A 13139-nucleotide genomic window follows, 5' to 3' on the forward strand; every position below is an offset into this window, starting at 1 on the left:
ACTGTTATGTTTTCCATTAGGTCGAAATAAATGACAAATTAAAGTTTTTTTGCCATAATGATAGAGAAAGTCCTTCGGCTTACTAAACACAATAAACATAAGTAATCGCAGTGTTTTCAAAATATTCCGAACAAATTACATAAAAAAAGATAAGTAAAACTTATCAAACACAATAACTTTCTTGTTATTTACTTATGTAATCGCTTGTATTAAGATAAGAATTGTGAGAAAAGTTAAGCCGGATGGGAATTTTCAAACTTTTCGATTTTTCGAATAAGGGGGTTTATTAAATGGTGAAACATGATGTATTTAACGCCCGTGCTTCCTTTGACGTAAACGGAAAAAGCTACCACTACTACCGTTTAGCCGCTTTGGAAGAAGCAGGCATTGGCAACGTATCAAAATTGCCATATTCCGTAAAAGTATTACTTGAATCTGTACTTCGCCAATATGATGGCCGTGTGATCACAAAAGAGCACGTTGAAAACTTAGCAAAATGGGGAACTAATGAACTGAAAGAGGTGGATGTGCCATTCAAGCCATCCCGTGTTATCCTTCAGGACTTCACAGGTGTTCCTGCTGTTGTTGACCTTGCTTCACTAAGAAAAGCAATGGCTGACCTTGGCGGCGACCCAGACAAAATCAACCCTGAGAAAACAGTTGACCTTGTTATCGACCACTCTGTACAGGTTGATGCATATGGAAATGAAAACGCGTTAAAAGTAAATATGGATTTAGAATTCGAACGTAATGCCGAGCGTTATCAGTTCTTAAGCTGGGCACAGAAAGCATTCAACAACTATCGTGCAGTTCCACCTGCAACAGGTATCGTTCACCAAGTTAACCTTGAGTACTTGGCAGATGTCGTTCATGTTGCCCAAGTAGACGGTGAACTAGAAGCGTATCCAGATACCCTTGTTGGTACTGACTCTCATACAACTATGATCAACGGTCTTGGCGTTCTTGGCTGGGGCGTTGGCGGTATTGAAGCAGAAGCAGGCATGCTTGGCCAGCCTTCTTACTTCCCAGTACCAGAGGTTGTTGGTGTTAAATTAACTGGCGAACTGCCAAACGGAGCAACTGCAACTGACCTTGCATTAAAAGTTACCCAAGTTCTTCGTAAGCATGGCGTGGTAGGTAAGTTCGTAGAATTCTTCGGACCTGGTGTATCTGTATTGCCACTTGCTGACCGTGCTACTGTTGCCAACATGGCTCCTGAATACGGCGCAACTTGTGGTTTCTTCCCAATTGATGATGAGTCTCTTGCTTATATGCGCTTAACAGGCCGCGATGAAGAAGCAATTAAAGTAGTAGAATCATATTGCAAGGAAAACGGCTTATTCTTCGATCCAACTCAAGAGCCAGTTTATACTGATGTAATCGAAATCGACCTTGCTGAAATCGAAGCAAATCTTTCCGGTCCTAAACGTCCGCAAGATTTAATTCCACTTTCAAAAATGAAGGAAGAATTCGTGAAGGCTGTTTCTGCTCCTCAAGGCAACCAAGGCTTCGGTTTAGGTGCTGATGAGCTTGAAAAGTCTGCAACTGTTAAATTCAATAATGGTGACGAAGTAGAAATGAAGACTGGTGCAGTTGCGATTGCGTCAATCACTAGCTGTACTAACACTTCTAATCCATATGTGCTAGTAGGTGCAGGACTAGTTGCGAAAAAAGCTGTCGAACTTGGAATGGAAGTTCCTAAGTTTGTTAAAACTTCTTTGGCTCCAGGATCCAAGGTTGTAACTGGATATCTTCGTGATTCCGGCTTGCTGCCATACCTTGAGCAAATCGGCTTCAACCTTGTAGGTTACGGCTGTACAACATGTATCGGTAACTCCGGTCCATTAAAAGAAGAAATCGAGAAAACTGTAGCAGAAAACGACCTATTAGTTACATCCGTTCTTTCCGGTAACCGTAACTTCGAAGGACGTATCCATCCGCTAGTAAAAGCTAACTACCTGGCATCACCGCCGTTAGTCGTTACTTATGCATTAGCTGGTACAGTCAATGTTGACTTTGAAAAAGACCCAATTGGTAAAGACAAAGATGGCAACGACGTGTTCTTCAAGGACATTTGGCCAACAACTGCAGAAGTTAATGATGTTGTGAAGCGTACCGTAACACCAGAGCTATTCCGTAGAGAATACGAGAATGTGTTTGGTGACAACGAACGCTGGAACGAAATCAAAACTAGCAATGAGCCGCTTTATACTTGGGATGAAGATTCCACTTATATTGCGAACCCGCCATTCTTTGAAGGCTTATCTAAAGATCCAGGCCAAGTTGAGCCAATCACTGGTCTTCGTATCGTTGGTAAGTTTGGTGACTCTGTCACAACTGACCATATTTCTCCTGCAGGAGCAATCGGCAAGAATACTCCAGCTGGAAAATATTTATTAGAAAAAGGCGTTCAGCCTCGCGACTTCAACTCCTACGGTTCCCGCCGTGGTAACCACGAAGTTATGATGCGCGGTACGTTTGCAAACATCCGTATTCGTAACCAAATCGCACCTGGCACAGAAGGCGGCTTCACTACTTACTGGCCAACGGGCGAAGTTATGTCCATTTACGATGCTTGCATGAAGTACAAAGAGCAAGGCACTGGCTTAATGGTTCTTGCCGGCAAAGACTACGGTATGGGATCTTCCCGTGACTGGGCTGCCAAAGGTACAAACCTATTAGGCATCAAAACTGTACTGGCTGAAAGCTTTGAGCGTATCCACCGTTCTAACCTTGTGTTAATGGGCGTTCTGCCGCTTCAATTCAAAGACGGCGACAGCGCTGAAACACTTGGTTTAACTGGTAAGGAAACATTTGAAGTCCAGGTTGACGAAAATGTAAAACCACGTGATCTTGTAAAAGTTACAGCAACTGCTGAAGACGGCAGCAAGAAAGAATTTGAAGTGGTTGTCCGCTTCGATTCTGAAGTCGAAATTGACTACTACCGTCACGGCGGCATCCTGCAAATGGTATTACGTGAAAAATTACAAGCATAATATACAAACGACGCACCATGCTCCTTGAGCACGGTGTGTTTTTTTGGTTGAAAATATGGGGTTCGCGGATATATTGGTGATTTTCGCGGATATAATGAATTTTTCGCGGATATCAGTTGAAGTTTCGCGGATATTTGAAAAATTTCGCGGATATCCACTGGAAAATCGCGGATATCCAAAAATGAGGCCCATTTTCCGGCTAAGTTTTATGATAATCATTGACATTTTCGGCTTTTTACAAATAAAATGGTACTATCAAACACGTAAAGGAATGAAACAAAGGCCGATGAAGTTTTAATCTTATTTTTCAGCACATGATTTCAATACATGAAATATGTTGAACCTGAAGAATGGGATTAATCTGTCCTTTTTTATGTCCTGATTATATAAACACAAACTTAAACCAGTAATGTAAGGTTTATTTTGCGTGCTTATTAAAAATGACAACAAACTCTCTTCAGGTTCGCTTGAAGGGGGTTTTTTTATGAATAAAAATACTGTCATTTTAAACGTAAAAGGTTTAGAAAAAAGCTTCAATCTGCGTAAAATTCTGGATCAAGTCCAGTTTGATATTAAATTTGGGGAAAGAATCGGTCTTGTTGGCTATAACGGTACCGGTAAAACTACGTTAGCCAACCTGATTATTGGAAAGGAGACTCCCGATAACGGAAATATCGAAAAAGCAACTAATCTAAAAATCGGCTATCTTTCGCAATCGATTGACTATAAGGTAAATGATTTTCAGGAAACACTAAAAGTAAAAGAAGTGTATCAGCATGCTAGTGAACTTGGACTAAAAAAGATTCATGACTGGCAGGAAGACAGGCTGGCTAATTTAAGCGGCGGGGAGAAATTAAAGCTTGCCTTGTCCAGCATTTGGGCATCAAACCCGGATATTTTGATTCTCGATGAACCAACAAACCATCTTGACCTAAATGGCGTCAATTGGTTAGTAGCTGAAATTGAAAAATTCCAAGGTACAGTCCTAATTATTTCGCACGACCGACACTTCCTTGACAGGTCTGTTACAAGGATTTTTGAACTAGAAGCCGGAAAACTCCACATCTACAACGGAAATTACAGCGCCTATCGCAAGCAAAAGGACCAACTTAGGGCGAACAAACAGCATCAATATGAAGTCCAGCAACGGCAAATCGAGAAGATTGAAGCACAAATGGAGCAATTGGCCAATTGGTCAGATAAAGCGCACCGTGCATCAACAAAAGAAGAAGGGTTTAAGGAATACCATCGCGTAAAGGCAAAAAAGGTGGACAATCAAGTAAAATCGAAAAGAAAACGGCTAGAAAAAGAACTGGTTAAAAACAAAGTGGAAAAGCCGTTAGAAGAGGCAAAACTTCGCTTTCAATTTGACAGCGAGGGCAAACGAGGAAAAAGAATTATTGAAGCGCGTAAACTAGGGATGTCATTAAGTGAACGAAAGCTATTCGAGAACTCACAGTTTTACATTAATCACGGCGAACGAATTGGGATTCTTGGTGAAAATGGCTGTGGTAAAACAACATTCATCAAGATGATACTTGGTCTGGTGCCAGCCACGTCAGGTGAACTTTGGACGAGTGAATCCCTTAAAATTGCCTATTTAAGCCAGGACGTTTCAGACTTGCCTGTTGAGAAGACTGCTATTGAAGCACTAGATATTACCGACAAAGAAAGCATCTTTAAAGCCCGAACAATGCTTGCGAACTTAGGTTTAAAAGAGCAGCTTATTACAAAGCCTATCGGAACCTTAAGTCTCGGTGAACGGACCCGAGTTAAGCTTGTTGACATGCTCATGAAGGAGTATGATGTGCTGATTCTGGATGAACCGACCAACCATCTCGACCTGCCGAGCAGGGAACAGCTTGAACATACATTGAATGAATTTAATGGTACGATTATCACTGTTTCACATGATTATTATTTTTTAAACAAGCTTTCGCATATGGTGCTTGCGTTTGAACATCATCAAATCAAGCGTTTGGAAATGACACCTGAGCAATATTATAATATAGAGACTAAAAATGTCGATGAAAACCAAGAAACATTGTTAGTAATTGAAACAAAGATTGCAGCGGTACTCGGCGCGTTATCGACCATTGACCGAAAAGATCCAAACTATCAGGTGTTAGATCAAGAATTTCAAGCGCTATTAAAACAAAAAAGGCAATTGTCACAGAATTAACACATCAGCCTTGGTTTCCACATGGTTTATAGTGTAAAATCAAGTTTAGTGATAATAATGAAGGAGAGATTCGGGATGTGGAAAAAAGTAGTTGCTGCCGTGTTGTTAATTTCGTTATTAACCGTAGCAATTGTCCAAGCAGTTAATAAAAATACAGAAGAACCCGAAACCGCGAGTCCGACCGCAGCAAGTCAAACTGGCCCGGCAGTAGGCTCAAAAGCCCCGGATTTTGAATTGAAAACATTGACTGGCGAAAGTGTAAAGCTTTCCGATTTAAAAGGGAAGAAAGTAATGCTGAACTTCTGGGCAACTTGGTGCCCGCCATGTAAAGCGGAAATGCCTGATATGGAAAAATTCCATCAGGAAGTTAGCGATGATGTGACCATTTTGGCAGTAAACATTGACCCGCAATTGGATGTTCAAGCATTTGTTGATGAATATAAAATTACCTTCCCAATTCCCTTGGATACTGATGATGTGGTGAACGGACAATACGATGTCCTTTCGATTCCAACCACTTACTTTATTGACAGTAAAGGAATAATTCAACATAAATTTGTTGGTTCAATGAAGCTTGAGGACATGAAGGAACAGGTAAGTAAATTAAAATAGGTACTTGAAGACATTGGATATCGCCAATGTCTTTTTTATTGAAATACTCCATCCGACAGTAAAATCCGCATATCCAACAGATAAAGGTACTTATCCGACAGTTAAGCTCGTTTATGCGACAGTAATCCACGCTTATCCAACAGTAAACAATATTTTGAAAAAATTATCCTAAAAACCGAAGAAATTTTCAAAAAGTTGTAATAATTGCAACCGTTTCCGGGCATAATTACTGTTACAATAGTACATAAGGAAGGTGATACAAATGAGAAAACCAAGAAAACGTTCTTTTGCAGAACTAGTATCTGAAAATAAATCGCAACTTTTAAAAGATCGTGATGCAATGGAAAAAATTGAAGAGCGGATCGAAGCAAAGCGCCTCGGAAAAGCGGAGTAACCCAAAAGTTTACCAATTATCGTTTATCGCCCCTTTGGACAAAATGTACTTAAGGGGGGATTAGACCATGGGTAAAGGGTACCAAACGAAACGATTTAGACCTTCACATGTAGGCACACAGCCTAGAAGATCGTCTGCAAATAAAGGAAATCAAATGCAGGATACATCTGGCGAACACGCCCAGGTAATGCAAACAAAAGGCGAATAAACATTGATGATAGACCCTTAGCTGTTAATCGGCTGAGGGTCTTTTTGTTTTTCCAGAACGGCCAAATTAATGTACCGAAATGGCGAAATTTTTAGCCATTCAGATAAACTTTGCTGTGATATTTTTTTGCTGTCGATACAAACTATATCTGTAGTAAGTACATTTTCAAGGAGGATTTACGAATGGCTTATAAAAACAAACCGAATCCTGATGACCGCAGTGATAATGTTGAAAAGCTGCAAAACATGATTGAGAATACGATTCAAAACATGGAGGCAGCGGAAGAGTCAATGGCATTAACGGACAGCGATACACAGCGCCGGCAAATCCAAGAGAAAAATGAGCGCAGACGCGAAAGCATCGACTCATTCCGTTCGGAAATCAAGGATGAGGCTCATAATCAGGAGTAATTCATTACGAAGAAGGACCAGTTCCAATGGGAGGGTCCTTTTTTAATGCCGTTTGTTTCTCCGGAACGGGAACTTTGTGGTAAGATAGGGAAAGAAATTTTTATAGTGATGTGATAATGAATGAATCAAGAGGAACAACAGCAACTCCTTTCGTGGGAGAACGAGCTAAATGAAGCCGGAGTGATAAAAGAGGAAAGCCGCGTCCTGGAAGCCTTTAGTCAAGAACAGGATGTTAAGATTTCCTCAAGGCTGCTGACATTATTGGCCCTGTCACGGCTTGGCCGGGATTCGCAGGACCCTTTAGCAGCTACACTGCTCGAAAAAGCACTCGTTCTAAACCCCGAGAACAAACAAGCCAGGGAGGTCCTCGTTCGCAGCGATTGGCTGGACTTTAAAGACATATTGGACTCACTCTCCTTTCCGGCCATTAGGGAAACGGATAACCGCACGGCTAAAAAGAAAGTATCAGAGCAGTACATAAGTGTGTGCCAGAAATTCTTGCAAAAGGGTGAGGAGCAGCTTCCAGTTTTGGAGGGGAAACTCGATCTTGCCTCGACCATGATGGATAAAAATATTTTTCAAACCTACCGCAAGCTTTATGAGTTATTAACTTCTGCTATCAATGAAACAACGAGCTTGTTGAAAGCGGCAGAGGAGTATGACCAATCGATTACTGGTGTCTTTCATACTGCCACCTATTACGATGACTTAAAATTTCATCTTTCTAATGTTGAAGAAATTAAGACCAAGTGGAAGCCGCTTTTTATAACGTCAGCGGATGAGCCTGCCAGTGCTGAAAAGACTGCTTTAGATCAATTAAACGGATTAATCGGAATGGAGTCAGTCAAAAAACGGGTCAATGACTTTTACCGTTTTTTAAAATACCAGCAACAACGGAAAAAGCTTGGCTTTGCCAGTAAAGATGCAATGAACCTTAATATGGTCTTAACCGGAAATCCTGGGACGGGAAAAACCACCTTGGCAAGGCTGTTGGCCAAGATCTATCATGAGCTTGGTGTCCTGCCCCGGGAGGAAGTAATCGAAACAAACCGTTCGCAGCTTGTCGGTTCCTTTGTCGGGCAGACTGAGGAAAATGTCAGGATGATTGTGGAACGGGCAGTCGGCGGCGTGTTATTTATTGATGAAGCCTATAGCTTAAAGCGTGAAGGGCAAACGGGCAATGATTACGGACAAGCTGCTGTCGATACTCTCGTTTCCTTGATGACTTCCAACGAATATGGCGGTAAATTTGCTGTTATTCTGGCAGGCTACCCTGAGGAAATGCGGACGTTTTTACATGCTAATCCCGGGCTGCGCAGTCGGTTTCCACAATCGAACTTTATCCATTTACCGAATTATTCCAATGATGAATTAATTCAAATTGCTGAAGCAACAGCCTTGGGTAACGATTACTACGTAACCTCTGATGCAAAGCGCGAAATAGGTCATCGCCTTGACAAGGAACGAGTGGACGATACATTCGGAAATGCTCGGACAGTCCATAATATTATCATGGACGCGATTTTTAAAAAAGGGGCGGATACAAGCGGGAACGAGCTCCTGGAATATATGCTGCTAACTAAAGCGGACTTTACCATCGAACGTCAAGAAAAGGCAGAATCACCTAATGAAAAACTTAACAAATTAATCGGGCTGGAAACGTTAAAATCAGAAATTTCTTCATTGGTTTCGTTTGTTAAAATGCAGCGGTTTCGCCGAGATCATGGTCTCCCGACAGTACCAGTTCAACTGCATTCCGTGTTTACCGGAAACCCAGGGACCGGAAAAACAACAGTGGCTAAAATCTATTCGGAGCTGCTAAAGGAATGCGGGCTATTAAAGCGCGGCCACTTAATCATAACCAGCAGAGCTGATTTTGTCGCAGGGTATGTGGGGCAAACTGCAGAAAAAACGAAGCGAAAAATTAGAGAAGCACTTGGAGGCGTACTCTTTATTGATGAAGCCTATTCGCTGCTGAGTCAAACATCAGGAGATTTTGGTAAAGAAGTGATCGATACACTGGTTGATGAAATGACCAAGCAGAACGAAAACCTGGTGGTCATATTAGCCGGTTATCACAATGAAATGAATGCCCTGCTAGAAAGCAATCCCGGCTTGCGTTCGCGGTTCAAAAAATTCTTCTTCTTTCCGGACTATTCACCAGAAGAATTATTGCAGATTATCGAATCTTATGGTGACAGTTTTCAATACAGTCTGACAAACGAAGCGAAACAATTGCTAATAGATACGCTTGAAACAGAAACGCCTCGGGGGAATGGCCGGTTTGCAACCAATTTGGTCGATGAAATGATCCAGGCTCAGGCCGCCAGATTAATGATCGGTGACCAGAGTGAAAGTCTGTTGGAACAAGCGCTGATACTGAATGCTGAGGATGTAACCGCGGCTTTGCAAAAAATAAAGGGAGTGTAGAGTTAATGGATAATTATCTTATTTCGACAAGAGAGATACAGCTTTATTATGCCGATACAGATATGATGGGCGTGATTTATCATGCCAACTATTTAAAGTTTTTCGAGCTTGGCAGGACAGGCTTGATCGAAGACCTCGGCTACAATTATTTGTCAATGGAAGAGGCGGGATATTATGCTCCTGTTTATGATATCCAAATAACCTATAAGAAACCGCTCCGTTATGGTGACAAAGCGTTTGTTAAAACATGGGTAGAGCTCAATGATGGGATTAAAACGATATACGGTTATTCAATTATCAATGGGAATGATGAAGTATGCGCTGAGGGAACTTCGACTCATATTATTGTGAAGAAGAATAATTTTAGACCAACATCCTTTAAGAAGGCATTCCCTGAATGGTTTCTTAAATACGAGGAAATTAAAAAGAAGTGAAGGGTGAGGCGAGAGTGGCGTTTGGGATTAAGAGACGCGACGTGGCACAATGGAAGGAGAAAATCGACTCTGGCGAAATTGCCTTTCTAACTCATTATTGGCTCGATGACCGCTTCCCTGGGTATAAAACCGTAACGAAGGTTGGTTGTGCGGACCTTGACAAGCTCGCACAATGGGGGGAGAAATATGGTCTGAAAAAGGAGTGGATTGACCATCGTAAGGACGGCTATTCTCACTTCGATTTAATTGGACCAAAGCAAAAGGAGATCCTGCTGCAGGAAGGGCAATTCCAACATATTTGGGAGAAAAGCGAGGACATACACAAAGACTAGTGTATGCCCTCGTTTTTTCATATTGGCAGTATTACCATACCGCTCAATAAAATAATGATTGTAACCAAACTATGAACTACAAAGGCAGGAAGGATGCTGTTTGTTTTCAGTGTTAAAAAAGTGAACAGGAAGCCCAACAGGATATAGAGGATGCTAATTTGGACTGATATACCAAACATCGTCGAACTTAATCCGAAAGCGATACTTGACACCATCAACCCCCACGTTTTCCCTATTGTTTTCATAAACTGAGGGAGAAGTAATCCCCGCCACAACACTTCATCCACCAAAGCGTGAATAATCGAAAGCAGCAGAAGAAATGAAATGGCTCTAGCACTTAAGTTTTCTTTTTGAAAGAAAAGCATTCCTAGAATAACTAAAAGCAATAGACCTGAAAAAATCAGGAACCATTTCCAAACCGATGCCGCTACTCTTTGTTCACTAAGGCTTTGCCATACTTTTTGCTTGAATTGCTTCAAAATATAAAGTACAAACACTATAGGAATCAGACCAAGCATTTGACTGATTACACCATTAGACATTGGCGAGAGGTGATAGTTATCCAAGAATTGATCGCCATAGGCGGCAGTTACATTTCCAATGAAAAAGGCAAGCAGAATCCAGGTGAAGATTCGATTATTTTCTTTTAGAAATATGATGCTCAGAAATAAACAAACCAGTAACACAAAGAATGGTGTGTAAATCCCTCTTGATAACAGAAAAAGCATCATCGTAAATGCAACACTTATTAAAACGCCGATATAATAACGGTTCTCCATCCCAATATCGCCCGTGAACCCATGTTCTATTTGTATTGATTCATCGGAGCCATTGTACCATATGTTCTTGAATTTCGTTATTTTTTGCCACTGCATTAGGCAGCCCAATTGTTGTCGCTGTTTCGAGCGGGACCACGCGATAGTGATTATTTATCTTCGTAACGTATGTTGGATAAAAGACTGGATTCGTCAGCTCAACCATATGTTCAGTGCCGGATTTATAGAGAGAGATATCAATACTGGCCATTCCGCCGATATCTTTATACTGACCGGTTTGGGCTGACAAGAAATTCCCTAATGAATACACGACAAATGTTTTTCGGCCATCTTCTCTTTGGATCCATTCCATCGGCTGCAGGACATGGGGGTGTGAGCCAAAAATGATGTCAACGCCCTTATTGGCCAAAAAGCTTGCCAACTCTTTTTGCTCCTTGGAAGGATTCCGCTGATATTCAATTCCCCAATGAATACTCATGATGACAACATCGGCTTGAACTTTGGCCCGTTCTATTTCTTGTGCAATTCTTTCGGTGTTGATGAGATTGACTAAGAAATCTTTTCCCCTTGGAACAGAAATCCCGTTTGTCCCGTATGTATAGGAAAGAAACGCCAGTTTGATTCCATTTTTTTCGATAATTCTCAATGTCTTACTGTCGGCGGCATCAATAAAGCTGCCAACATAGGGCAATCCGATGCCGTTTAAATAAGCTGCTTCAGCAAGGATTCCTTTCTCGCCCCGATCCAATGTGTGATTATTAGCAGTTGAGACGATGTCAATCCCATTTGCCTGGAGAGCATCAGCTACTTGGTGTGGACTATTGAACCTGGGATATCCGGACAGGCCCAATTTCACACCGCCCAGCATACTTTCCTGGTTTGCGGTAAGAATATCCGGTGCTTCCAGCATTGGTTTAACCTGTTGGAACATCGGATTAAAGTCGTAGGTAGCCCCATTATAGGCATCTCGAAAAAGCGGGCTATGAATCAGAATATCGCCGATGGCAGCGACCGTTATTTTTTGCGTAATGTCATGCTGAATGGTTTGAAATGAACGCGGTTGATGAATAGCTGCAGCTTTTGCGATGACAGGCTGCTTTGGATGTCTAAGTTGTTGGACAAGGAGGAAGGAGGCTAGAAGGCTGCAGCCGATAATCATGATAAAAGATGAAAGAAGTGCTCTTTTTTTCATAGACCCTCCAATATTATTGAAATTTACTATCTTACTACTACTATAGTTGATTATTTATAATTTTGGAATAATTTTAAAAATAATAAAAACGAGGACCTTTATGACGGGCCCCCGCTTCATACCAATCTAATTTTCTAATTCATTTAAGAAATCGATTAATTCATCAAAATTCTTCGTTATTTTAAATGGAGAGCCTTCAGCAGCATTGTCAGGATAAAATTCAATAATAAATTCATTGGCATCAGTGCTATCGGAAACAACGGTTGAAAAAGTATATTCCTGTTTCGTACTTGGCATCTTTTGTTCCCCTCCAGAATGAGTACAGTATTTATAACTTAAGTTTACTTTAATTTTTACTGCGTAACTGGAAGAAAAATGAAAGTTTCTTGAATAGTAAAAGGGACCTTCTTGAGGCCCCTTTTACAACCAACTGATTTTTGGTTCAGTTTTATTCTTTATTCTCTTAATATTTGCCCGGTGACGGTAAATAACGAATGAAGCCAATAGAATGATTGCGATTAGCAAGGGGATGTCCATACTTTGAATCATTCCAGTCGTTAGGACATATAAAACAGCCACTATGCCTGCGATCATCGAAGACAAGGAAACGTATTTCGTGAGCGACAGACTAATAAAAAATGCTACTAACAGTGTGACAAATAACAGTGGTGCATAAAATAGCAGAACGCCTCCGGAGGTTGCGACCGCTTTCCCACCGCGGAATCCGGCAAAGATCGGATAGGTATGTCCTAAAACAGCCAGAACACCAGGCAATAATGGGTGGATATCTACGTTAAGAAGTAAAGGCAGAGCGGATGCCAAAGTTCCTTTCAATATATCCGCAGTTGTTACAATTAAACCTGCTTTTACACCGAGTGTCCGAAATGTATTCGTTCCACCTAAATTTCCGCTACCATGCTGGCGGATATCGGTTTTATAAAAGACTTTTCCAATGATTAAGCCAGAGGGAATGGAACCAAGCAGGTAGGCAAGGACCAAGACTAGAATAATTTGAATCATTAATAATAACTCCTTCAGTCAAAAATTCAGGTTCTTTTATTTTACCATGGATTTTTCAAAAAACACTATCTTCTCCTTTTCATCTTTAAGAATTTATAATTATTTCTTTCCATTTTCTACTTCATACCGTACGATAAATACGGGAGTGAGAGA

The 13139-nt window shown here is 41.1% G+C and carries 13 protein-coding genes; 9 read left to right on the forward strand and 4 right to left on the reverse strand.

What is annotated here, in order from left to right; genetic code table 11:
- Positions 1 to 290: 290 nt before the first annotated feature.
- The 9 genes from acnA to ACZ43M_RS13435 all read left to right on the forward strand — a co-directional run bounded on the left by acnA (position 291) and on the right by ACZ43M_RS13435 (position 9998).
- Positions 291 to 2996, forward strand: a complete 2706-nt coding sequence (acnA, locus tag ACZ43M_RS13395) for an aconitate hydratase AcnA (RefSeq protein WP_464507903.1) — start codon at positions 291 to 293, stop codon at positions 2994 to 2996.
- 484 nt (positions 2997 to 3480) lie between these two features.
- On the forward strand, positions 3481 to 5178 hold the full coding sequence (abc-f, locus tag ACZ43M_RS13400) for a ribosomal protection-like ABC-F family protein (protein ID WP_464503058.1): 1698 nt from the start codon (positions 3481 to 3483) through the stop codon (positions 5176 to 5178).
- Positions 5179 to 5253: 75 nt separating this feature from the next.
- Complete coding sequence (locus ACZ43M_RS13405; RefSeq protein WP_464503059.1) at positions 5254 to 5790, forward strand: redoxin domain-containing protein; 537 nt, start codon at positions 5254 to 5256, stop codon at positions 5788 to 5790.
- Between the two features lie 262 nt (positions 5791 to 6052).
- On the forward strand, positions 6053 to 6184 hold the full coding sequence (locus tag ACZ43M_RS13410) for an FbpB family small basic protein (protein ID WP_464503060.1): 132 nt from the start codon (positions 6053 to 6055) through the stop codon (positions 6182 to 6184).
- 67 nt (positions 6185 to 6251) lie between these two features.
- Positions 6252 to 6392, forward strand: a complete 141-nt coding sequence (locus ACZ43M_RS13415; protein WP_464503061.1) for an acid-soluble spore protein N — start codon at positions 6252 to 6254, stop codon at positions 6390 to 6392.
- A 182-nt stretch (positions 6393 to 6574) separates the two neighbouring features.
- Positions 6575 to 6802: a small acid-soluble spore protein Tlp gene (tlp, locus tag ACZ43M_RS13420; RefSeq protein WP_464503062.1), complete on the forward strand. Its 228-nt coding sequence runs from the start codon at positions 6575 to 6577 to the stop codon at positions 6800 to 6802.
- Positions 6803 to 6922: 120 nt separating this feature from the next.
- Complete coding sequence (locus ACZ43M_RS13425; protein ID WP_464503063.1) at positions 6923 to 9232, forward strand: AAA family ATPase; 2310 nt, start codon at positions 6923 to 6925, stop codon at positions 9230 to 9232.
- Positions 9233 to 9237: 5 nt separating this feature from the next.
- Entirely contained in the window at positions 9238 to 9666 is a 429-nt protein-coding gene (locus ACZ43M_RS13430) for an acyl-CoA thioesterase (RefSeq protein ID WP_464503064.1), read from the forward strand.
- 14 nt (positions 9667 to 9680) lie between these two features.
- On the forward strand, positions 9681 to 9998 hold the full coding sequence (locus tag ACZ43M_RS13435) for a hypothetical protein (RefSeq protein ID WP_464503065.1): 318 nt from the start codon (positions 9681 to 9683) through the stop codon (positions 9996 to 9998).
- A gap of 17 nt (positions 9999 to 10015) precedes the next feature.
- Here ACZ43M_RS13435 and ACZ43M_RS13440 read toward each other — a convergent pair whose 3' ends face one another.
- The 4 genes from ACZ43M_RS13440 to plsY all read right to left on the reverse strand — a co-directional run bounded on the left by ACZ43M_RS13440 (position 10016) and on the right by plsY (position 12986).
- Positions 10016 to 10777 (reverse strand): CPBP family intramembrane glutamic endopeptidase, encoded by a 762-nt coding sequence (locus ACZ43M_RS13440; protein ID WP_464503066.1) that lies wholly within the window; start codon positions 10775 to 10777, stop codon positions 10016 to 10018.
- Between the two features lie 40 nt (positions 10778 to 10817).
- Complete coding sequence (locus ACZ43M_RS13445; protein ID WP_464503067.1) at positions 10818 to 11966, reverse strand: CapA family protein; 1149 nt, start codon at positions 11964 to 11966, stop codon at positions 10818 to 10820.
- Between the two features lie 126 nt (positions 11967 to 12092).
- Positions 12093 to 12263 (reverse strand): hypothetical protein, encoded by a 171-nt coding sequence (locus tag ACZ43M_RS13450; RefSeq protein ID WP_464503068.1) that lies wholly within the window; start codon positions 12261 to 12263, stop codon positions 12093 to 12095.
- Between the two features lie 123 nt (positions 12264 to 12386).
- On the reverse strand, positions 12387 to 12986 hold the full coding sequence (plsY, locus tag ACZ43M_RS13455; protein WP_464503069.1) for a glycerol-3-phosphate 1-O-acyltransferase PlsY: 600 nt from the start codon (positions 12984 to 12986) through the stop codon (positions 12387 to 12389).
- Positions 12987 to 13139 lie beyond the last annotated feature (153 nt).

The organism is Neobacillus sp. B24, assembly GCF_055381825.1.

Excerpts from the sequence above, each read along its gene's own strand:
- ACZ43M_RS13440 (WP_464503066.1), bottom strand. The coding sequence starts at position 10,777 with ATGGAGAACCGTTATTATATCGGCGTTTTAATAAGTGTTGCATTTACG.
- ACZ43M_RS13425 (WP_464503063.1), top strand. The coding sequence starts at position 6,923 with ATGAATCAAGAGGAACAACAGCAACTCCTTTCGTGGGAGAACGAGCTA.
- ACZ43M_RS13430 (WP_464503064.1), top strand. The coding sequence starts at position 9,238 with ATGGATAATTATCTTATTTCGACAAGAGAGATACAGCTTTATTATGCC.
- ACZ43M_RS13410 (WP_464503060.1), top strand. The coding sequence starts at position 6,053 with ATGAGAAAACCAAGAAAACGTTCTTTTGCAGAACTAGTATCTGAAAAT.
- ACZ43M_RS13445 (WP_464503067.1), bottom strand. The coding sequence starts at position 11,966 with ATGAAAAAAAGAGCACTTCTTTCATCTTTTATCATGATTATCGGCTGC.
- plsY (WP_464503069.1), bottom strand. The coding sequence starts at position 12,986 with ATGATTCAAATTATTCTAGTCTTGGTCCTTGCCTACCTGCTTGGTTCC.
- ACZ43M_RS13405 (WP_464503059.1), top strand. The coding sequence starts at position 5,254 with ATGTGGAAAAAAGTAGTTGCTGCCGTGTTGTTAATTTCGTTATTAACC.
- abc-f (WP_464503058.1), top strand. The coding sequence starts at position 3,481 with ATGAATAAAAATACTGTCATTTTAAACGTAAAAGGTTTAGAAAAAAGC.
- ACZ43M_RS13450 (WP_464503068.1), bottom strand. The coding sequence starts at position 12,263 with ATGCCAAGTACGAAACAGGAATATACTTTTTCAACCGTTGTTTCCGAT.
- tlp (WP_464503062.1), top strand. The coding sequence starts at position 6,575 with ATGGCTTATAAAAACAAACCGAATCCTGATGACCGCAGTGATAATGTT.
- ACZ43M_RS13415 (WP_464503061.1), top strand. The coding sequence starts at position 6,252 with ATGGGTAAAGGGTACCAAACGAAACGATTTAGACCTTCACATGTAGGC.
- acnA (WP_464507903.1), top strand. The coding sequence starts at position 291 with ATGGTGAAACATGATGTATTTAACGCCCGTGCTTCCTTTGACGTAAAC.